Annotated in this window: 22 protein-coding genes and 1 pseudogene; 11 read left to right on the top strand and 12 right to left on the bottom strand. The window is 72.0% G+C overall.

Translation table 11 applies throughout. The features are described from left to right. Positions 1 to 69: 69 nt before the first annotated feature. Positions 70 to 1,077, top strand: a complete 1,008-nt coding sequence (locus ESO86_RS02140; RefSeq protein ID WP_129233251.1) for an alpha/beta hydrolase — start codon at positions 70 to 72, stop codon at positions 1,075 to 1,077. Positions 1,078 to 1,156: 79 nt separating this feature from the next. Then, complete coding sequence (locus tag ESO86_RS02135; protein WP_129233250.1) at positions 1,157 to 1,756, top strand: antibiotic biosynthesis monooxygenase; 600 nt, start codon at positions 1,157 to 1,159, stop codon at positions 1,754 to 1,756. Positions 1,757 to 1,775: 19 nt separating this feature from the next. On the opposite strand, the gene ESO86_RS02130 is transcribed toward ESO86_RS02135, so the two are convergent. After that, on the bottom strand, positions 1,776 to 2,549 hold the full coding sequence (locus ESO86_RS02130; RefSeq protein WP_129233249.1) for an IclR family transcriptional regulator: 774 nt from the start codon (positions 2,547 to 2,549) through the stop codon (positions 1,776 to 1,778). Positions 2,550 to 2,635: 86 nt separating this feature from the next. On the opposite strand from ESO86_RS02130, the gene hutH reads away from it, so the two are divergent. From hutH to hutI, 4 genes are all read left to right on the top strand, one after another. Further along, positions 2,636 to 4,225 (top strand): histidine ammonia-lyase, encoded by a 1,590-nt coding sequence (hutH, locus tag ESO86_RS02125; RefSeq protein ID WP_129233248.1) that lies wholly within the window; start codon positions 2,636 to 2,638, stop codon positions 4,223 to 4,225. Positions 4,226 to 4,345: 120 nt separating this feature from the next. Continuing rightward, on the top strand, positions 4,346 to 5,893 hold the full coding sequence (locus ESO86_RS02120) for a M23 family metallopeptidase (protein ID WP_165307237.1): 1,548 nt from the start codon (positions 4,346 to 4,348) through the stop codon (positions 5,891 to 5,893). Positions 5,894 to 6,020: 127 nt separating this feature from the next. After that, on the top strand, positions 6,021 to 7,742 hold the full coding sequence (hutU, locus tag ESO86_RS02115; RefSeq protein ID WP_129233246.1) for a urocanate hydratase: 1,722 nt from the start codon (positions 6,021 to 6,023) through the stop codon (positions 7,740 to 7,742). Continuing rightward, complete coding sequence (gene hutI, locus ESO86_RS02110; RefSeq protein WP_242492161.1) at positions 7,739 to 8,950, top strand: imidazolonepropionase; 1,212 nt, start codon at positions 7,739 to 7,741, stop codon at positions 8,948 to 8,950. Before hutU ends, hutI begins: the two co-directional genes overlap by 4 nt. 18 nt (positions 8,951 to 8,968) lie before the next feature. Here the strand turns inward: hutI and ESO86_RS02105 are convergent, their stop codons facing one another. Then, complete coding sequence (locus tag ESO86_RS02105; protein ID WP_129233245.1) at positions 8,969 to 9,265, bottom strand: DUF503 domain-containing protein; 297 nt, start codon at positions 9,263 to 9,265, stop codon at positions 8,969 to 8,971. A 152-nt stretch (positions 9,266 to 9,417) separates the two neighbouring features. Between ESO86_RS02105 and ESO86_RS18535 the strand changes: the two genes are divergently transcribed. From ESO86_RS18535 to ESO86_RS18525, 3 genes are all read left to right on the top strand, one after another. Continuing rightward, entirely contained in the window at positions 9,418 to 10,044 is a 627-nt protein-coding gene (locus ESO86_RS18535) for a hypothetical protein (protein ID WP_165307235.1), read from the top strand. A gap of 185 nt (positions 10,045 to 10,229) precedes the next feature. Beyond that, a complete protein-coding gene (ggt, locus tag ESO86_RS18530; protein ID WP_165307233.1) occupies positions 10,230 to 11,993 on the top strand; it encodes a gamma-glutamyltransferase in 1,764 nt (587 codons plus the stop codon). Positions 11,994 to 12,249: 256 nt separating this feature from the next. After that, entirely contained in the window at positions 12,250 to 12,420 is a 171-nt protein-coding gene (locus tag ESO86_RS18525) for a hypothetical protein (RefSeq protein WP_165307231.1), read from the top strand. Between the two features lie 201 nt (positions 12,421 to 12,621). On the opposite strand, the gene ESO86_RS02095 is transcribed toward ESO86_RS18525, so the two are convergent. From ESO86_RS02095 to ESO86_RS02055, 9 genes and pseudogenes are all read right to left on the bottom strand, one after another. Beyond that, entirely contained in the window at positions 12,622 to 13,014 is a 393-nt protein-coding gene (locus ESO86_RS02095; RefSeq protein WP_129233243.1) for a DUF7882 family protein, read from the bottom strand. A 149-nt stretch (positions 13,015 to 13,163) separates the two neighbouring features. Further along, positions 13,164 to 13,901, bottom strand: a complete 738-nt coding sequence (locus ESO86_RS02090) for a GAF and ANTAR domain-containing protein (protein ID WP_129233242.1) — start codon at positions 13,899 to 13,901, stop codon at positions 13,164 to 13,166. Positions 13,902 to 13,932: 31 nt separating this feature from the next. Further along, positions 13,933 to 14,628, bottom strand: a complete 696-nt coding sequence (locus ESO86_RS02085) for a GAF and ANTAR domain-containing protein (RefSeq protein ID WP_129233241.1) — start codon at positions 14,626 to 14,628, stop codon at positions 13,933 to 13,935. Between the two features lie 136 nt (positions 14,629 to 14,764). After that, a complete protein-coding gene (locus ESO86_RS02080) occupies positions 14,765 to 15,847 on the bottom strand; it encodes a fatty acid desaturase family protein (RefSeq protein ID WP_129233240.1) in 1,083 nt (360 codons plus the stop codon). 656 nt (positions 15,848 to 16,503) lie between these two features. Next, entirely contained in the window at positions 16,504 to 16,911 is a 408-nt protein-coding gene (locus ESO86_RS02075; protein ID WP_242492162.1) for a nuclear transport factor 2 family protein, read from the bottom strand. 178 nt (positions 16,912 to 17,089) lie between these two features. Further along, positions 17,090 to 17,176 (bottom strand): annotated as a pseudogene (locus ESO86_RS19880) (recombinase family protein); the annotation flags it as partial. A 3-nt stretch (positions 17,177 to 17,179) separates the two neighbouring features. Next, the gene (locus tag ESO86_RS02065; protein ID WP_207206982.1) at positions 17,180 to 17,437 is read right to left on the bottom strand and encodes a DUF6510 family protein; all 258 of its coding nucleotides are present in this window, start codon (positions 17,435 to 17,437) and stop codon (positions 17,180 to 17,182) included. Then, on the bottom strand, positions 17,437 to 18,195 hold the full coding sequence (locus tag ESO86_RS02060) for a ferredoxin reductase (protein ID WP_242492160.1): 759 nt from the start codon (positions 18,193 to 18,195) through the stop codon (positions 17,437 to 17,439). Before ESO86_RS02060 ends, ESO86_RS02065 begins: the two co-directional genes overlap by 1 nt. Continuing rightward, complete coding sequence (locus ESO86_RS02055) at positions 18,192 to 18,785, bottom strand: sulfite oxidase-like oxidoreductase (protein WP_129233237.1); 594 nt, start codon at positions 18,783 to 18,785, stop codon at positions 18,192 to 18,194. The genes ESO86_RS02060 and ESO86_RS02055 overlap by 4 nt, the downstream gene beginning before the upstream one ends. A 127-nt stretch (positions 18,786 to 18,912) precedes the next feature. Here ESO86_RS02055 and moaA point away from each other — a divergent pair, with 127 nt between their 5' ends. Together moaA and ESO86_RS02045 are read left to right on the top strand one after the other, a co-directional pair. Continuing rightward, positions 18,913 to 19,980: a GTP 3',8-cyclase MoaA gene (moaA, locus tag ESO86_RS02050; protein ID WP_129233236.1), complete on the top strand. Its 1,068-nt coding sequence runs from the start codon at positions 18,913 to 18,915 to the stop codon at positions 19,978 to 19,980. Further along, the gene (locus ESO86_RS02045) at positions 19,973 to 20,254 is read left to right on the top strand and encodes a MoaD/ThiS family protein (RefSeq protein ID WP_165307226.1); all 282 of its coding nucleotides are present in this window, start codon (positions 19,973 to 19,975) and stop codon (positions 20,252 to 20,254) included. Before moaA ends, ESO86_RS02045 begins: the two co-directional genes overlap by 8 nt. 25 nt (positions 20,255 to 20,279) lie before the next feature. Here the strand turns inward: ESO86_RS02045 and ESO86_RS02040 are convergent. Next, on the bottom strand, positions 20,280 to 20,773 hold a 494-nt coding region (locus ESO86_RS02040), incomplete at its 5' end, for a molybdenum cofactor biosynthesis protein MoaE (RefSeq protein ID WP_340638828.1).

Below are 20,773 nucleotides of genomic sequence, written 5' to 3'. Positions count from 1 at the left end.
CGGGCCGGTGCCGTCCGGGCGCCGGCGCTGGGGTAGCATCGCCTCACCCAGAACCCGGAGCCCCCACCCATGACCCGACTCTCCGGCTTCCGCGGCAGCCGGCATCGCCGGCCGGCGCGGATCGCCCTCGCCGTCAGCGCCGCGCTCGCGGTCGCCGCCGTGGCCTCGGCGTTCCACCAGCCGCTCCGCGAACTGGACCCGAGCGCACGCCAGGCCTCGAGCGAGGTCGCCGGCAGCGAGATCATCGGGATCCGCACGTTCGAGGCGCCGACCGACCTGCGCGTCGACGCCGACCTCGAGTACGCGGTCGCCGAGGACGGCACCGTCCTGACGCTCGACGTGTGCCGCCCGGCGGCATCCGCCATCGCCGGCTCGAACGCCGCCGTCGTCTCGATCCACGGGGGCAGCTGGGCGCGCGGCGACAAGGCGAACTCCGACTGGCGGAAGGTGTGCCTCTGGCTCGCGAGCGAGGGATTCGTCGCGGCATCCGTCAACTACCGGCTCGTGCCCGACGCCGCGTATCCGGCGCAGGTCGACGACGTCGCCGCCGCGGTCGCGTGGTTGCGCGAGCCCGAGCAGCTCGAGCGGTTCGACCTCGATCCTGCGCGCATCGGCGTGTTCGGAGGGTCGGCCGGCGGCCACCTCGCGGCGCTGCTCGGCACGCTGGGCGAGGGACCCCTCGACGTGGGCTCGCGGGTCGCGGCAGTGGCCGAGCTCTCGGGCCCGGTGGGCCTCGGGCTGCCCGAGCTCGATGCGGACGCCGCATCGGACTGGCTCCGCGGCATCGTCGGCGAGTTCCTCGGGTGCGAGCCCGGCACCCCCGACGAGGCGTGCCCCCAGGCGATCGAGGCGTCGGCGACGGCGCACGTCGACCCGACGGATCCGCCGTTCTTCATCGGGCACGCCGAATCCGAGGTCGTCCCGCTCGCGCAGTCGCAGCGCCTCGCGGACACGCTGGGCGCGTCGGCCGTCGAGGTCGAGCTCGCGGTGGTGCCCGGCGACGCGCACTCGATCGGCATCCTCGACGAGGGCCTGCGCGAACGCGTCGCCGCCTTCCTGCACGCGCACCTCGGCTGACCGCGCCTCTGGCGCGGGGGATCCGGCCTCCGCGAGCACGTGCGATGCGCACGACACGCGCATGCGCTGTGATGGACGCATGGCCACCGAACCGATCACCGTGTCGATCCGCCGCGAGGTCGATCCCGACCGCATCGCGGAGGCGACGGTCTGGGTGCAGACCGGCGTGAACCTCGCCAACCGCTATCCGGGGTTCCTCGGCTCGGGCTGGGTGCGCGCGGGCGAGGACTCCGACGTGTGGCACATGCTCTACCGGTTCGCGAACGAGGAGACCCTCGAGGCGTGGGAGCGCTCGCCCGAGCGCTCCTGGTGGCTCGAGATGGGCCGCGGGTTCGTGCGCGCCGAGAAGGCGAAGCGCCGGACGGGCATCGAGGGCTGGTTCGACGACCCGGCGACGGGTTCGGTACCCGCGGTGGCGGATGACCCGGGGTCGGCGGACGCGGCGCTCCCGCCCGCCCCGCCGCGCTGGAAGCAGGCCGTCAGCATCTGGCTCGGCTTCTTCCCCGTGAACCTCGCGTTCTCGCTCCTCATCGCGCTCGCGCCGTGGTGGGAGGACGTGCCGCTCGTGCTCCGGGTGCTCGTCACGACCCTCGTCCTGACGCCGATCATGACGTACTGGGTGCTGCCGTGGGTGACGCGGATGCTCCGGGGCTGGCTCGTCCCGTCACGAGCGGGCTGATCGCCGGCCTCCGGCCCGCTCAGCGCGCGCCGATCCGGCGCGACAGCGTCGCCGCTGCGTCGATCACCGCCGCGCCCGCGGTGTCGACGAGTTCGTCGGGCGCGCCTTCGGCGAAGGTCACCGCGATCGCCGCGGCCGGCCAGCCGAGGTGGTCGAGCACGGGCGCGCCGACGGATGCCAGCCCTCGCGTGACCTCGCCGTGCTCGCTCGCCACTCTTGCCGCGCGTGCCTCGGCGAGCACGGACTTCAGTCGCGAGTACGTCCAGGGCGCGGCATCGGTCGTCGACGGCAGGTCGGCGAAGGCCGCACGGTCGGGGTAGAGCGCGCGGAGCTGCGCGGGCGGCAGGGCCTGGAGCATCGCACGGCCCGAGGCGGTCAGGTGCGCGGGCAGTCGCACGCCCACGTCGGAGACGAGCGACGGCCGCCGCGGGGCGCGTTCCTCGACGATGTAGAGCACGTCGCGTCCGTGCAGCACGGCGAGGTGGCCCGACTCCCCGAGTCGGTCGACGAGCGCCGCGACGAGCGGGCGGCCGAGCCGCGTGAGGGGCTGCTGGCGGCTGAACCCGCTCGAGAGCTCGAACGCGGCGACGCCGAGCCCGTAGCGTCGTTCCTCGGGCAGGTGGACCACGAATCCGCGCTCCTGCAGCACCGCGAGCAGGTGGTACGTCGTCGAGCGCGGAAGTGCGAGCGCGGTCGCGATCGACGCGGCGGGCACCGGCCCGCGCTGCGCGGCGAGGTGGGTGAGGATCCGCAGGACCTGGTCTGCGGCTGGCACCTTCGATGCGTCCGACATGCTCCGCGTCCCTCCGTCCGGTATCCCGGACGGCAGCGTACTCTCCCGCGTCCCGGAGCGCGCGGGAACGGTGTGGAATCGGACGTATGAGCACCATCGCGCCCGCACCCGCCCGCACCGCGGCATCCGTCACCGTCGGCGTCGGACCGCTCTCGATCGACGACGTCGTCGCCGTCGCCCGCCACGACGCCCGCGTCGAGCTCGACCCCGCCGCGCTCGACGCGGTCGCCGCGAGCCGCGCGATCATCGACGACCTGGCCGCCGACCCGCAGCCGCACTACGGCATCTCGACGGGCTTCGGCGCGCTCGCCACGACCTTCATCGCGGAGGACCGCCGCGCGCAGCTGCAGGCGAGCCTCGTGCGCTCGCACGCCGCGGGCTCCGGCCCCGAGGTCGAGCGCGAGGTCGTGCGCGCCCTGATGCTGCTGCGCCTCTCGACGCTCATGACGGGTCGCACCGGCGTGCGTCGCGAGACCGCCGAGACGTACGCCGCGATCCTGAACGCCGGCATCACCCCCGTCGTCCGCGAGTACGGCTCGCTCGGCTGCTCGGGCGACCTCGCGCCGCTCGCCCACTGCGCCCTCGTCGCGATGGGCGAGGGCGAGGTGCGCGTGCGCGGCACCGAGTCCGACGGCCCGCACACCGCGCCGGCGGATGCCGCGTCGGCACTCGCCACGGCCGGCATCGCGCCGCTGCACCTCGGCGAGAAGGAGGGCCTCGCCCTCATCAACGGCACCGACGGCATGCTCGGCATGCTCGCGCTCGCGATCCACGACCTGCGGATGCTGCTCGCGACGGCCGACGTCGCCGCCGCGATGAGCGTCGAGGGACTCATGGGCACCGACGCCGTGTTCGCCGCCGACCTCCACGCGCTCCGGCCGCAGCGCGGCCAGGCGGTCTCCGCCGCGAACATCCGGCACCTGCTCGCGGGATCGCCGATCGTCGCGAGCCACAAGGGCCCCGAGTGCACGCGCGTCCAGGACGCGTACTCGCTGCGCTGCGCGCCGCAGGTGCACGGAGCCGCCCGCGACACGGTCGCGCACGCGGCATCCGTCGCCGACGCCGAGCTCGCGAGCGCCGTCGACAACCCGGTGCTGACCCCCGACGGCCGCGTCGAGTCGAACGGCAACTTCCACGGCGCTCCGGTCGCGTACGTGCTCGACTTCCTCGCGATCGCGGTCGCGGACGTCGCCTCGATGAGCGAACGACGCACCGACCGGTTCCTCGACAAGGCCCGCAACCACGGGCTGCCGCCGTTCCTCGCGCACGAGGTGGGCGTGGACTCGGGGCTCATGATCGCGCAGTACACCGCCGCCGGGATCGTGTCGGAGCTCAAGCGGCTCGCCGCCCCCGCGTCGGTCGACTCGATCCCGTCATCGGCGATGCAGGAGGATCACGTGTCGATGGGCTGGGCCGCCGCGCGCAAGCTCCGACGCGCGCTCGACGGGCTCACGCGGGTCGTCGCGATCGAGGTCATGACGGCCGCTCGCGGCCTCGCGCTCCGGGCCCCGCTCGAGCCGGGCGCGGCGACCGGCGCGGTCGTCGACCTCGTCGCCTCGACCGGCGCGATTCCGGGTGAGGATCGCTTCCTCTCGCCCGAGATCGAGCGCGTCGTCGAGGCGGTCCGGTCGGGCGCGGTGCTCGATCGCGCAGGAGCCGTCACGACGGTGGCCTGACCCTCGCACGACCTGCGCCCCGAACGGGGGACCACCGAGGGCAATCCGGTCCTTGTGCGCCCTCCGGAAAGCAGGGCAGACTTGGGGGGTGCCGGCACGGTTGCCGGACCAGGAAGCCCTATGTTCCATACCCGAGACGTCGACGAGCGAGACCCGTTCCGAGCGAGGCCCGCCCGGAGGTGCACCGCTGCGATCGCGGTGATCGCCGGTGGCCTGCTGTTCGGCATGTCGGCCGTCGCGCCGGCAGCCGCCGAGGAACTCGACACGACGTCGGTCTCGAGCGAGGCAGAGGGCACGACCGCGACCTCGGAGTCGACGACCGAGGCGACCGTCGATCCGACGCCGGAGCCGACCCCGACTGCGGATCCCGCGCCGACAGAGCCCGCACCGACCGAGCCCGCGCCGACCGAGGACCCGGCACCGTCGCCCGACCCGACGCCCGATCCCGAGCCGACGCCCGATCCCGAGCCGACCCCGGACCCGACTCCCGATCCCGAGCCGACGCCGACGCCCACGCCGGACCCGACGCCGACCCCGACACCCACCCCCACCCCGACGCCCACGCCCACGCCCACGCCGACTCCGAGCCCGTCGCCTTCGCCGACGCCGTACGCCTCCGGCGTCACGGCGCCCTTCGTGCTCGTCGGCGACGGCCCCGTCGCGCAGATGCTCCAGGTCACGACGGTCGGCACGAACTCGTCGCAGACGGCGGCGGTCGCCGGTCTCCGCACCAAGCTCGACCGCGCCATGACCGAACTCCGGAGCGCCGAGTCCGCCCTCGCGTCGGCGCGAAGCACGCGCAGCGTCGCGCGTGCGGTGGCCGAGCGCCTCGACGAGAAGGCGGCCGAGGCGCGCCACGTCGCCGAGACCGCCGCGAGCGTCTACCTCGACGCGGTCGAGGGCGACGGTGCGGCGCTGCGATCGATGGCCGCGGCGATGGGTTCGGGCAAGGACCTGCTCGCGGGCCTGGCCGGCATGGAGCGCGTGCAGAAGCTCGCCGGCGACTCCGAACGGCTCCGCGCGATCGCGGAACGACGTGACGCCGATGCGACCGCCGCCGAGGAGCGCGCCGCCGCCGCCTGGGAGGCGGTCGACGCCATCCCGATCGATCGGTTCGAGAACGACGTGGTCGTCGCCGAGGGCGTCGTGGCCGCGGCCCGCGCCGCGCTGAACGGTGCGCAGACACGCGTGGCGGCCTCCGACCTGGTCGCCACCTTCGAGACCGTCCCGATCGACGGCGGTCAGCTGAGCGAGCAGGGATGGGCGTCGCCCGCGTTCGGCTCCATCACCGACGGCTTCGGGCCCCGCCCCGACAAGCCCCTGCCCGGAGTGAACGAGTTCCATCGCGGCACCGACATCGCCGCGCAGTGCGGCACCGGCGTCTTCGCCGCGACCGGCGGCGTCGTGGTCGTGGCCGGCGTGAACGGGTCCTACGGCAACTGGATCCTCATCGACCACGGCGACGGCGTCACGACGGGCTACGCGCACCTGCGCGACGGCGGCATCCTCGTCGCGGAGGGCCAGGTCGTCGAAGCCGGCGAACTGATCGGCGCGGTCGGCAGCACCGGTGCCTCGACGGGCTGCCACCTCCACTACGAGGTCCGGATCGACGGCACCGCGACCGACGCGATCCCGTTCATGGCGGCCCGCGGCGTCAGCCTCGGCTGAGTCCCGAGGGCGACGCCGCACCTCGAAGCCGGGACCTCCGGCGCGCCGGGACACGGTGTCCGGGATCCCGGACACGGGCGACGTGGCATCCGTTGTCGGCGGCCCCGCGAGGGTGTGGGATCGGAACATGACCACTGCCGCACCCACCGAGGCCGACGCCGTCGCCGGCCCCCGCACCGTCCGCGCCGCACACGGCTCCGAGCTCTCGGCGAAGAGCTGGCAGACCGAGGCGCCGCTGCGCATGCTCATGAACAACCTCGACCCCGAGGTCGCCGAGCGCCCCGAGGACCTCATCGTCTACGGCGGCACCGGCAAGGCCGCCCGCAACTGGGAGGCGTTCGACGCGATCACGCGCACCCTCCGCGAGCTCGAGCCCGACGAGACGCTCCTCGTCCAGTCGGGCAAGCCGGTCGGCGTCTTCCGCACGCACGAGTGGGCGCCCCGCGTGCTCATCGCGAACTCGAACCTCGTCGGCGACTGGGCCACGTGGCCCGAGTTCCGCCGCCTCGAGCAGCTCGGCCTCACCATGTACGGCCAGATGACCGCGGGGTCGTGGATCTACATCGGCACGCAGGGCATCCTGCAGGGCACCTACGAGACGTTCGGCGCGGTCGCACGGTCGCTCGCCGCGAAGCGCGGCGCGAGCGCTGACGAGATCGCGAACGCCTCGCTCGCCGGCACGCTCACGCTCACCGCCGGCTGCGGCGGCATGGGCGGCGCGCAGCCCCTCGCCGTCACGATGAACGGCGGAGCCGTGCTCATCGTCGACGTCGACGAGACGCGCCTCACCCGTCGCGTCGAGCACGGCTACCTCGACGAGGTCGCGCCGTCGCTCGATGCCGCGGTCGAGCGCGCGCTCGCCGCGAAGGCCGAGGGGCGCGCACTCAGCGTCGGTGTCGTCGGCAACGCGGCGTCGGTGTTCCCCGAGCTGCTCGAGCGCGGCGTCGCGATCGACATCGTGACCGACCAGACCAGCGCGCACGACCCGCTGTCCTACCTCCCTGAGGGCGTCTCCGTCGCGGAGTGGCACGCGCTCGCGGCATCCGACCCCCACGAGTTCACCGAGCTCTCCCGGAAGTCCATGGCCGCGCACGTCGAGGCCATGGTCGGCTTCCAGGCGCGCGGCGCCGAGGTCTTCGACTACGGCAACTCGATCCGCCGCGAGGCCGAGCTCGGCGGCTACGAGCACGCCTTCGACTTCCCCGGCTTCGTGCCCGCCTACATCCGGCCGCTGTTCGCCGAGGGCAAGGGCCCGTTCCGCTGGGCCGCGCTCTCGGGCGACCCCGCCGACATCGCGGCGACCGACCGGGCGATCCTCGAGCTGTTCCCCGAGGACGCGCACCTTCGCCGCTGGATCGAGCAGGCCGGCGAGAAGGTCCACTTCGAGGGCCTGCCCGCGCGCATCTGCTGGCTCGGCTACAAGGAGCGCCACCTCGCCGGCCTGAAGTTCAACGAGATGGTCGCGTCGGGCGAGCTCTCGGCGCCCATCGTGATCGGTCGCGACCACCTCGACTCGGGCTCCGTCGCCTCGCCGTACCGCGAGACCGAGGCCATGGCCGACGGCTCCGACGCGATCGCCGACTGGCCGCTGCTCAACGCCCTGCTCAACACCGCGTCGGGCGCGACGTGGGTGTCGATCCACCACGGCGGCGGCGTCGGCATCGGCCGATCGATCCACGCGGGCCAGGTCGTCGTCGCCGACGGTACCGACCTCGCCGCGGAGAAGATCGCACGCGTGCTCGTGAACGACCCCGGCACCGGCGTCATGCGTCACGTCGACGCCGGCTACGACCGCGCCGTCGAGGTGGCGCGCGAGCGCGGCCTGAACGTGCCCATGATGGACGCATGACCGACGGAGGTGCGGGGCGGCGGATGCTGCTGACGAACGTCGGCGAGCTCGTCACGAACGATCCCGGCGCCGACCGCGAGGGCGGGCCGCTCGGCATCGTGCGCGACGCGGCGGTCCTCGTCGAGGACGGCCGCGTCGCCTGGGTCGGCCCCGCCGCGGATGCGCCGGTGGACGCCGACGTCGAGGTCGTCGACCTCGGCGGGCGCGCCGTGGTCCCGGGCTTCGTCGACAGCCACACCCATCTCGTCTTCGGCGGCGACCGCGCCGAGGAGTTCGCGGCACGCATGTCCGGACGTGCATATGAAGCCGGCGGCATCCGCTCGACGGTCGCGGCCACGCGCGCAGCGACCGACGACGAACTGCGCACTCGCCTGGCGGCATTGGTCGCCGAGCTGCGCCGCCAGGGCACGACGACGTTCGAGGTCAAGACGGGATACGGGCTCAGCGTCGACGACGAGGCGAGGCTCGCCCGACTCGCCGCCGAGGTCACCGACGAGGTCACATTCCTCGGTGCGCATGTGGTCCCGTTCGAGTACCGCGAACCGGATGGGCCCGGCGCCGACGCCTACGTCGACCTCGTCGTCGGCGAGATGCTCGAGGCCTGCGCGCCCTTCGCACGGTGGATCGACGCCTTCTGCGAGCGCGGCGCGTTCACGGCCGAGCAGTCCCGCCGCGTGCTCGACGCGGGGCGCGCCGCGGGGCTCGGAGTGCGCGTGCACGGCAACCAGCTCGGCGACGGGCCCGGCGTCGCGCTTGCGGTCGAGCTCGGCGCGGCATCCGTCGACCACTGCACCTACCTCTCCGACGAGGACGTCGCTGCACTCGCCGGCTCGGAGACGGTCGCGACGCTGCTGCCGGGCGTGGAGTTCTCGACGCGGCAGCCCTACCCCGACGCGCGCCGGCTCATCGACGCGGGCGTCACCGTCGCCCTCGCGAGCGACTGCAACCCGGGCTCGAGCTTCACGAGCTCGATGCCGTTCTGCATCGCGGTCGCGGTGCGCGACATGGGGATGACGCCGGCCGAGGCGGTGTGGGCGTCGACCGCCGGAGGTGCGCTCGCGCTCCGGCGGTCCGACGTCGGCGCGCTCCGGCCGGGCATGCGCGCCGACTTGGCCGTGCTCGATGCGCCGAGCAGCATCCATCTCGCCTACCGTCCGGGCGTGCCGATCGTCACGCAGACGTGGAAGGACGGGCGCCGGGTCGCCTGACCGCGCGCGCCGTGGGCGTCACTCGTCGTCGGTGCGGCGGAGCCGCCGGCGCGCCGAGAGCAGCGTCACCTCGGGATGGGCGGCCACGAGCCGTTCGGCGCGATCGAGCACCTCGGTGACGCGGTCCGCCGCCGATCCCGCCACCGCGACGCCGAGCTCGACCCGCCGGTGCAGGTCGTGCGCCCCGACCTCGGCGACCGAGGCCTCGGTCGCTCGCCGGAGCTCGGCGAGGATGGGCCGCACGATCGAGCGCTTCTGCTTGAGCGAGTGGACGTCACCCAACAGCACGTCGAACTCGATCCAGCCGATCCACACCCGGACAGCATCCCACGACACCCGCAGGCGACGAGCGCGCCCGTCGCGGGCGGGCTGGGCGGACCGGCGTCACGGCTCGGGCCGTCCGTCCCGTGGCATCCGGCTCCGCAGGAGCACGATGGACTCGAGGACTCCTCGAGGAGGTGGGGATCATGGATCTCGCCATCGACCGCGCTGCCGGAACCGAGCAGGTCCGCATCTGGGCCGGGCTGCAGGGGTTCGTGAGCATCGCGGCGCTCGTCGCGCTCGTCCTGTTCTTCGTGCTCGCGACGCCGTTCTCGACGCCGCAGTCGAGGTGGTCGTGGCTCGGCCCCGTGAACGACTGGCTCGCGGTCATCGGCGCCCTGCCGTGGATCGTCGCGATGGTGCTGCTGGCCCGGTACGTCGTCGCCGGACCATGGCTGTGGGCGCTCACCGTGCTCGCCTGCGTCGGCGCCGCCGCCATCGCGATCGTGACGGTGCTCATGCTCGCCGGCGTGGCCGACCTGCTGGCGCAGTCGATCGTCGCGGCCGCGGCGACGGTCGTCGCGTTCACCTGGTCGGCCGTCATGTCGGCGGCAGCGCGCGATGCCGGCGTGCTGCCGGCCTGGCTGATGTCCTTCGCCATCGCCATGATCGTGGCGTTCGCGGTGGGCGCGATCGTGGGCGGCATCGCGTTCGTCGCAGCGGAGGGGTCGGTGCTCCGCGCGACGCTGCTCGGGGTCGCCGTCGCGATCGGCGGCCTGGCGTGGGTCGCGTTCCCGCTCTGGTGGCTCGCGGTCGCCTCCACCGTGACGTGATGCGGATCGGATCCGCGATCCGCTCCGTCGCGCGGCCTTCCACGATGCTCCCGTGTCGACCGGTCGGCGTGGCCCGGGACCGGCGCGGGCGCGTCCGACCCTCTGGTCGCGGGCGCTCGAGTCTGCGAGACTCGCCCCAGGGGAAGACGCAGCGACGAGGCTGCGCGGCGACAAGGGGGTCCGCCATGTTCCGGAAGGTGTTCGCATCGATCGCCGCGGTAGGCGCGGCGACCCTGGTGGTGGCGGGCGCAGCGTCCGCCGACGTGCCGGCTTTCGAGTCGACGGCGACCTCGCGCGAGATGGTCGTCACCGCGAACCCACTCGCGACGGAGGCCGGCGAACGGGTCCTTCGATCCGGCGGCAGCGCGGTCGACGCGATGATCGCGGCGCAGACCGTGCTCGGCCTCGTCGAACCCCAGTCCAGCGGCATCGGCGGCGGCGCGTTCGTGGTCTACCACGATGCGGCGACCGGGACGACGACCACCTTCGACGCACGCGAGAAGGCGCCGTCGGCCGCGACCGAGGACCGCTTCCTCGGCCTGGGATTCTTCGCAGCCTGGCAGAGCGGGCTCTCGGTGGGCGTGCCCGGCGTGCCGCGGCTCCTCGAGGACCTGCACGAACGGTACGGCGAGCGGCCGTGGCAGACACTGTTCAACCCGGCCAAGGCCCTCGCCCAGGACGGCTTCGCGCTCACCCAGCGGACCTCATCGCAGGCGGCGAGCCTGCTCGCGCTCAACGCGTCGTGCACCGACCGGCTGTTCTTCCGCGACCCCGCCGCCCTCGCCTACTTCGCCGACGCGGCGACGTGCGAGGCGAAGCCGGCCGGGACGATCGTCACCAACCCCGAGTACGCCGACGTGATGAAGGCCCTCGCCAAGGACGGCGCCGACGCCTTCTACGAGGGGCCGATCGCCGAGGCGATCGCGGACGCGGTCCAGTCGGACCCGGCCATCCCCGGCGACATGACGACCGCGGACCTCGCCGCCTACGACGTCGTCGAGCGCGACCCGGTGTGCCTGGACTATCGCGGCCACGAGGTCTGCGGCATGGGCCCGCCCTCGTCCGGCGGCCTCGCCGTCGGCCAGATCCTCGGGATCCTCGAGAACTTCGACGTGTCGAGCGCGGGCGCCGGCGACCCGCTGGACGACGAGGTCGTCCACCTGTTCACGCAGGCTGGCCGGCTCGCCTTCGCGGACCGCAACCTCTATGTCGGCGACCCCGACTTCGTGACCGTCCCAGCGGCCGGGATGCTCGACGAGGCCTACCTCGCGTCGCGGGCCGCGCTCATCACCGACTTCGACATGGGCATCGCCCTCCCGGGCACCCCGCCCGGCGAGTTCGACCCGACTGCGCCCGACGAGACCGCGAAGACGAGCGGCACCAGCCACATCTCGATCATCGACCGCTGGGGCAACGCGCTCTCGATGACGACGAGCGTCGAGAGCTCCTTCGGCAACGGCGTCATGGTGCACGGGTTCCTGCTCAACAACCAGCTCACCGACTTCTCGTTCGCCCCGGTCGCGGCGGACGGGACGCCGATCGCCAACCGCGTCCAGCCCGAGAAGCGTCCGCGCAGCTCGATGTCGCCCACGATCGTGTTCGACGCCACGGGTGCCGTCGAGCTGGTGACCGGATCGCCCGGCGGCTCGCGGATCATCGGCTACACCGCCCAGTCGATCGTCAACCACGTCGACTTCGGCCTCGACCCGCAGCACTCGATCGCCGTCCCGCACTACCAGAACCGCAACGGGTCGACCGAGATCGAGACGCCGGTGCCCGGCGTGACGCTCGACTACGACGCCGCCGCGCTCGCCGCGCAACTCCAGGCCCGTGGCCACAACGTATCGATCGCGACCCTGGAGAGCGGTCTGTCGATCATCGAGGTCACCCCTGACGGATTGCTCGGCGGCGCGGACCTCCGACGGGACGGAACGGTCGGCGGCCGCTGACCCCACTCCTACGACCGGACGGCCGCGACCACCGCGGCACCTCGGCCGCGCTCGCTCCACCGAGCCCGTCCTGTCTCCCGGTAGGAGCCCGACCGCAGAGGAACGCTCGTTCCGTGCAGCACAGGCCGGATGCCGCTGTGCCTCTGCTGCACAGGTCGACCGCGCGCCGCTTCACCGTGGGAGCTGCAGTCGGGCAGCCGGCCCGAGGGGACGTTCGACCCGTCCTCGGAGCGTACGTTCCGCGTACCCTGACGGCATGTGGACCGCGATCGTAATCCTGCTCGTCGCGTGGGCGATCCTCTCGATCGTGGGCTTCGTCTTCGAGGGCCTCCTGTGGCTGGGCATCATCGGCATCGTGCTGTTCGTCGGGACGCTGATCGTGGGGTTCATCCGCCAGAGCGCCCGGAACCGCAAGGCAGAGTCGTGAGGTGCGCGCCGCCTGCCCGGACCGGCGGCGAAGCCCGTTGGACCCACCGAAACCGACGACGATCGCCGCCGTCCATCCCCGGCTGAGGCGTCGCTATCGCTCGCCGCGCCGCCGCCGATCCAGCCCGAGATGGCCTGCGGGGCGACGACGAGAGTGAAGTCGTACGGAACCCTGGAGCGAATGGCGCTCAGGAACCCGCTCTCATGCTGAGACGCGTTCCTTCACCGCAGCATGGCCGGCTGGGACGGCCTCGTCGGCTTTCTTGACCCGGGTGGCTGATGGGAAGATCAGGATCGGGGCCGGCTCGTCGACGATGCGGAGCCCGCGGAGACTGGTCGCAGTCTTGCTCAGGGCCTCCAGCCAGTCACGGTTGATCGCGGCGTGGAACTCCGACTCGTATTCGAATCGGAGCGGGATCGACGAGTCCATCCAAAGGGAATGGGCGATGCCACCCTCGCTGTCGGGTGCGGTGAGGGCCAGGGCGAAGCGTTCGTTGCGCCGGAGCTTGCTGTAGATGACGAGTTCGAGGTGCGCCAGCGTGCGATCGTCGATGACGACCCTGTGCGAGTCGAATCCGTAGTAGATGATGCCCATGTCGTCTCCTGGGTCGTGTTGGCATTCGGCCAGTCGACCAGGGTCCGGGGGCAACTGTTCGGATAGTACGTCAGCGCAGGTCGCCCCACAATGCGATCGTCGGGCAGAGACCGGTCGGAAATCCGCGCGCGGCGGTCGACGGGAGAGGACTACTTGGCTCTGGCTCGAGCGGTTGCCGGCAGGGTGAGGGCGCGTTCGGCCACTTCCTCGGCGACGGTGCTGAGTTTGAGTTGATGGTGACGGGCGTAGTCGCGGAGGATCGTGAACGCGGTGTGCATGTCGACGCCGGTCTGCGCGGCGATCACGCCTTTGGCCTGCTCGATGATGACCCTGCTGTCGAGGGCGCGCTGCAGTTGGTCGGCCACCAGTGTCGAGTCCCGCAGGGAACGTTCCTGCAGGATGCCGATCGTGGCGACATCGGCCAGGGCTTGTGCGACGGCGACATCCGACTCGCTGAGCTCGCCGGTGGCGCCGCTGAAGAGTCCCATCGCGCCGATCGTCTGCCCGCGCAACCGCATCGGGAAGGCGTGCATCGACTGGAACCCCTGCCCGGTCGCTGCGGCACGGAACGCCGGCCACCGATCTTCCACGGACATGTCCGGGATCGTGACGCCCGCGCCGGTCTGGAACGCTTCCATGCACGGCCCCTCACCCGCGTCGAGTTGGATGACTTCCACGAACTCGGCCGCCTCGTTGGTGGACGCGACCAGCTGCAAGGTTCCCTCCGTGTCGGCGATCAGTAGCCCCCCGGCATCGGAATCGACCAGGATGACGCATTCCTGCGCCAGCGTGTCGAGCAGGTCGACCACGTCGTAATCGTCGATCAACGTGTCCGCCACCTTCACGAACGCAGCGCTGAGCCGGGCATCCCGGGATCGTTCGGCCATCATCATCGTCCTTCGCCCAGTCTGCTGCACATCATGCAGTCTCGCTATCTGTCGGGTCGTCAGTGAAGTCGAGGACCCCGGCGACCACATCACGAGCCACCTCGTCCACGCTTCGGCCGGCCGCGTACGCGTGCCCGCGAAGGCGGGCGAACGCGTCCGTGACCGACGTGTCCAATTGGACCGCCATCATGCCGGTCGCCTGGTGGACCTGGCGTCGCGTCCCCGCGACCAGCTCATCTCGTCCCTCGCCGTCGGCGTCCGCAGCCGCGTAGGCTGCCGCCTTCCCCGCGATCGCTCCGGCAAGCGCGGCAGCGTGGGCGAGGTCGAGGTCGGAGAGGTCACCCGGCGACAGTCGGTGCAAGTCCACGACGCCCACGGTCACCGCCCCGATGCGCAGCGGGAACGAGAACACCGCCCTCGCCTCGGTCTGCACGACAGCCTGCCCGAACATGGGCCATGCGGAGTGATCGGCCGATCGCACGTCGGCCACCAGTACGGGCTTTCGACTCTCGAGCGCCCGATAATGCGGCCCCTCCCCGAGGTCGAACTGGAGCTGCTCGAGACGGGTGGCCAGCGCATCGCTGGAAGAGACCGTGGAATGGCTCCCAGCAACCGTCACCACGGACACCGACGCGCCATCGACGGGCAGGCGCGCCAGGAAACTGGCGTGCAACGGATCGGGATGCAGCGGGCCGGATGCGCCGGCACCACTTCCAGTGCCCACCATCAGCCTCCTCGCCCTCGAAACCAGCAGAGGACGCACACTCGTTCTGCCGGGCCGCGCGGACCCGGCGTCCTGGTCGTGACTCTACAGGCCCAAGCTCCCAGCGGCCGCGGATCGGGCTGCGTCGTCACGCTCGTCCCTAGATGGCCCGTCGCTGCGCGATGAGGGGGCAGTCGAATGGGTCGCGCTCGCCGAGACCGACACGATCGATGTACCGCAGGACGACACCGTAGGACTGGAACAGCCCGGTCTCCGTGTAGGGGATGTCACGTTCCCGGCAATAGGCCTTGACGATCGGGGCGGCACGACGCAGGTGCGGTCGCGGCATCGATGGGAAGAGGTGGTGTTCGACCTGGTAATTGAGGCCGCCCATGAGGGTATCGATGACGCGGCTCCCGCGAATGTTCCTGCTCATGAGGACCTGGCGTCGGAGGAAGTCGAGTCGTGCGGTCCTCGGTACGAGCGGCATGCCCTTGTGGTTGGGGGCGAAGGACGCTCCCACGTACACGCCGAAGACGGCGAGCTGCACCGCGAGGAACGCGGCCGCGACTCCTGGCGACAGGATGATGAACACCAGCGCGACGAAGCCGCCGAGCCGGACGCTGAGGAGGAGGATCTCCACCCAGCGCCGGTCCACCTGTTCACGCTTGAGGACGCGAGCGACGCTCGACGCGTGCAGGGAGAGCCCTTCGAGGGTCAGCACCGGGAAGAAGAACAGACCCTGGTGGGCGATGAGCCACGCGGTCACCGGATTGCGCCGGCGTCCCGCCTGTTCGGGCGTGAAGGAGATGACGGGCAGCTCGAGGTCGGGATCGGTGCCGACCTTGTTGGGGTTCGCGTGGTGGCGTGTGTGCTTGTGCCGCCACCATCCATAGCTCATCCCGACGAAGAGATCGCCGAGAAGCAGGCTGATCCAATCGTTCCACCGCCCTGACAGGAAGATCTGTCGATGGGCGGCGTCGTGACCCAGGAAGGCGATCTGGGTGAAGAGGATACCGAAGCCGACGGCCGTGAACATCTGCCACCACGTGTCGCCGAGCACGACGAAGAGCACGATCGCGCCGGCGAGGAGCACCGGTACGAGGATGAGTTTCGCCCAGTAGTAGCCGTACCGGCGTCGCATCAACCCGGCCTCTTGGATGAGCATGGCGAGACCCGAGAAATCACTGGCCTGCCCGGCCCGGTCAACGGCAGCCGAACCGGCGGGTGTGGTCCGGACCATGGAATACCGGCCTTTCGAATCGTGGTGGCCGGGGTCCGGGGCCGAGATGTGCGGAGGAATGTGTGATCAGGCCGGGACACGGTGCTTCATGTCGTCGGCTGATCCGGCGGCGAGGAGCGCGTCCTCGACCGAGGTCGGAGGCGCGGGAACGTTGCGAAGCCGTTCGGCGTCGACGCTGACTGCGCCAGCGCACGCGACCATCCTCGGTTCACGTCGTGGCATGCCGAGGCGGCGAACTCGAAACGAACCGGGTCAGCGGTGTCGACCTCGAGCGCATACCCGTCCGGGCCGGACACGAGCTTGCCCATGAGATCCCCCAGCCGTGAGCGAATGACTTTCAGCGGCCGGGATCTGGGGCAACTGCTAGGGAAGGTACTCCGCCGCCTCTACCGACGACAGGGGGTGACGTCCTCCGCAGCGCGTGTTACGATCCGGCGCCGCGACCGGCGCCGCGACCGGCGCACGAGGCGGGCGGGTGTTCTGGTCGAGGTACCTCCCGAACGTGTCCGGTGGTCGTTCGGGACTGCTCGCCGGCGCCGTGGGCCTCGTTGCGCCCGATGCGTCGGCGTCGTTCGGGTGGTTCGCGGGACGACGCGCTGCCCGCTCGCCGGCATGTGCGGAGAGGGACCAGGAGGTCGCGACGGTCGGTTGGCGGGCTAGAGGGGTGGTGCGGGCGGGTCTGCGTTCGTATCGGCGCGCCAGGGCGAGCGCCAGTCCGCGGCCGGCCAGCCATCCATGATGTAGATGCGCTCGTGGGCGATCTTGTCGTCCCGGAACTCCATGAGATTGACGGTGTACATCCACGGGTCCCCGTTGTAGCTGATCAGGTTCTCCGCCACCACGAAGTCATCGCGGTGGGTGATCCGCCGAATGTGGAACCTCAGCTTCGCGGGGTACTGGCTGCGCCATTCCTTGAAGTTCTTCAGGCCCTCGAAGCGTTCCCCCGACTGCGGGAACTCGAGCACGGCATCGTCGTGATAGATCTCATGCGAGATGTCGTAGTCCTTGCCTTCGTAGTCCCAGTGGCGTTCCAAGGCCACGAGCAGGTCCGGTTCGCTGAGCATCTGCACCACACTCCTCACGGTCCGTCTGCGCTGACGCCGTCGGGTTCGCGGGCACCCGGTGCACTGCCGCGCGCCCCGCGTGACCGCCGTGTCACCGCACCCCGGCACGCGCCAGTGTCCTCCCCGGAACGGCAGCACGCAAGGGGGATGGCCGCAGGCCCGACTGTGGACCTCCGGAATCCAGCCTCGTGGCGACGAAGGCGTCGCCATCGCGGCAGGCCGCCATGGCCCGTCGAAGCCCCGGCCGTCCGCGGTTCGTTCCGGTCGGCTAGCGCCGCACCTCGATCGCGGTCACCCCGCCGAAGTCGATCCACGCGCGCTCGCCGGTGTCGACGAGCACCGCGAGCACGTTGTCGCACGTCGCGCACCGCACCACCGTGCCCGCGCCGCTGACGTAGACCATGGCCCGGGCGAGTTCGGCGACGGTGCCGCACGCCCTGCAGCGGCCGGTCGCCGTCGTGATGTCGAAGGAGAAGAAGTCGGCGAGCGGTCCGGCGATCGCGTTGCCGTCGACATGGCCGGTCATCAGGTGCCTCCGAAGCGCTCGGTGCGGATGTCGCGGGGGTCGTGCCCGAGCTCGATGAGCCAGGCCGCGACCTGCTCGACGAAGCCGGTCGATCCGCAGACGAACACGACGGGTCGATCGGCCGCGGGGATCACCGCCGCCTCGAGCTGCTCGCGCGTGATCCTGCCCGGCGGCGTGGGCCAGCCGTCCGGGGCGCGGCGCGAGTAGATCACCTCGAACCGGAACGGCGAGCGCGCGTCAGCCAGTGCTGCGAGTTCGTCGGAGAAGTACACGTCGTCGGGCGTTCGCACGGCGTACAGCAACCGGAACGGCGTCGGGTCGTCGGCATCGGCGTGGGCCTGCGCCATGGCGAAGAGCGGGACGACGCCGGACCCGCCGGCGATGAGCTGCACAGGGCGGGCATCGCCGCCCATCGACGGCGGCCGCCACACGAAGAACGCCCCGAGCGGCCCGTGCACCTCGAGCATGTCGCCCGCGCGCAGGACCTCGACGAGGAACGGCGAGACTTCGCCGTCGGGCAGCTCGTCGACCGCGAGGACGACCCGGGAGCCGGCACCCGACGAGGCGATCGAGTACGACCGAGTGGCCGTGTAGCCGTCCTCCGCCGTGAGGCGCACGTCGAGGTGCTGTCCGGCGGCGTTGCCCGGCCAACCGTCGACGTCGAGCTCGATCCGCGCGGCGCTGGGGGTCTCCCGCCTGGTGCGGGCGACGGTCGCGACGTGCCATCCCGCGCGCGACACGGGGGGAGCAGCGCTCACCAGTACCGCTCCTCCTTCCACGGGTCGCCCCGCAGGTGGTACCCGTTCTGCTCCCAGAACCCGGGCTCGTCGTCCTCCATCATCTCGAGCCCACGGACCCACTTGGCGCTCTTCCAGAAGTAGAGGTGCGGCACGAGCAGCCGCGCCGGCCCGCCGTGCTCGGGATCGAGCGGCTCGCCGTCGAACTCGAACGCGATCCAGGCCTTGCCGTCGAGCAGGTCCTCGAGCGGCACGTTCGTCGTGTAGCCGCCGTAGCTGTGCGCCATCGTGAACGCGTAGTCGGTGTCGACGTCCTCGAACAGCGTGTCGAGGGCGACCCCGCGCCATCCGGTGCCCAGCTTCGACCAGTGCGTGACGCAGTGGATGTCGGTCGTGACGTCCTCGATCGGCAACGCCATCAACTGGTCCCAGTTCCAGGAGTGCTGGGCGCCCGACTCGGTGCGGATCGTGAACTCCCACTCCGCGGTGTCGACCTCCGGCGTCGGACCGGCCGACAGCACCGGGAAGTCGCCCACGAGCGTCTGCCCCGGGGGGAGCCGATCGTCGCGCTCGCGTGAACGTCCCGAGAAGCCCCTGGTGATGAACGACATGGCGCCCCCTCCCCATCGGTCTCACGATAGTGACGGCGGGTGCGGATGTCACCGGTCGATCCGCTTCGTCATCTTCACGAAACCTGAGACGGGCGCGCACCGGCGGTGCGCTGCGTAGGGTGGGGACATGGCTGCCATCGCGCTCGGCATCCCGGCCGTCCGCCGGGGTGGCTCCGACGTGCCGTCGATGGCGGGCCGACCGGATGTCGCGGGGCTCGTCGACCGCTACGGGCGCGTCGCGCACGACCTCCGGATCTCGATCACGTCGGCGTGCTCGCTGCGCTGCACGTACTGCATGCCGGCCGAGGGCCTGCCGGTGATCCCCCGTGACGAGCTCCTGTCCGCAGCCGAGATCGGTCGCCTGGTCGGCATCGCGGTGCACGAGCTCGGCGTCCGCGAGGTGCGCTTCACCGGCGGCGAGCCGCTGACGCGCGGCGACCTCGTCGAGATCGTGCGGCGCAGTGCCGACGCGGCATCGGGCACGCCGCTCGCGCTGACCACCAACGGGATCGGCCTCGACAAGCGCGCGGAGGCGCTGCGCGACGCGGGGCTCTCGCGCGTGAACGTCTCGCTCGACACCCTCGACCGCGAGCACTTCGCCCGCCTGACGCGGCGCGATCGACTGCCCGCCGTGCTCGCCGGGATCGCCGGCGCCCACCGGGCGGGCCTCGGGCCGCTGAAGGTCAACGCCGTGCTCATGCGCGAGACCCTCCACGACGCCCCGGCGCTGCTCGAGTGGGCGATCGAGCACGGGTGCCGGCTCCGCTTCATCGAGCAGATGCCGCTCGACGCCGACGAGGCGTGGCGACGCGAGCACATGGTCGACGCCGAGGAACTGCTCGCGGTGCTCGGCGCGCGCTTCGCGCTCACGCCGGTCGGACGCGAGGATCCGGCGGCGCCCGCCGAGGAATGGCTCGTCGACGGCGGCCCCGCGACGGTCGGCATCATCGCGTCGGTGACCCGCCCGTTCTGCGGCGCGTGCGACCGGACGCGGCTGACCGCGGAGGGCTCGGTCCGGTCGTGCCTGTTCGGCGACCACGAGACCGACCTGCGGGGACTGCTGCGCGCGGGCGCGGGAGACGACGAGATCGCCGAGGTCTGGCGCGCGGCGATGTGGGCGAAGAAGGCGGGCCACGGCATCGACGACGTCGACTTCGTGCGACCGGTCCGGACGATGGGGGGCATCGGTGGCTGACACCGCGACGACCGGGACGACGACCGTGCTCGTGCGCTACTTCGCCGCGGCCGCCGAGGCGGCCGGAGCCGAGGAGGAGCGGATCGACGTGCCGGGCGACGGCGGCGCCGCCACGGTGGGCGCCCTCGCCGACCTGCTCGTCGCGCGCTACGGTCCGGCGATGGCGCGCGTCGTCGCCAACGGCTCGTTCCTCGTCGACGGAGTGGTGCGCCGCGACCGCGCGGCCTCGATCGGCGCGCAGGTCGACGTGCTGCCGCCGTTCGCGGGCGGCTGATCGCCGAGCAGGGCGACGCCAGCCGTCAGAGGTTCACCCACTCGCTCGTGCCGCCGTCGAGGTGCTGCCGCTTCCAGATCGGCGTGCGCTCCTTGATCCGGTCGACGAGCAGGGCGCACGCGGCGAACGCCTCGGCGCGGTGCGGTGCGGCGACGGATGCCACGAGGGCGACGTCCCCGATCCCGAGCGCGCCGACGCGGTGCGCGGCCGCGACCGCGAGGCCCGTCTCGTGCGCGACCTCGGTGCACGTCTCGCGCAGGAACCGCTCCGCGTCGGGGTGCGCCGAGTAGTCGAGCGCCGACACGGTCTCGCCGTGGTCGTGGTCGCGGATGACGCCCTCGAACGTGACGAGCGCGCCGTCGCGCCGCGAGAGCACGAAGGCCTCGACGGCCGCGCGGTCGAGCGGCGCGTCGGTGACGACGGCGTAGACGTCGGGGGCGACGCGCGGCGTCGCGGAGTCGGACGGCGGACCCTGCTCAGGCATGCGGCGCGCCCCCGTGCTCCATCCGCTCAGATCGG

Origin of the sequence: Agromyces binzhouensis (genome assembly GCF_004135055.1) — a bacterium.
Lineage (GTDB): Bacteria > Actinomycetota > Actinomycetes > Actinomycetales > Microbacteriaceae > Agromyces > Agromyces binzhouensis.
This window is presented reverse-complemented; position numbering and strand designations above follow the sequence as displayed.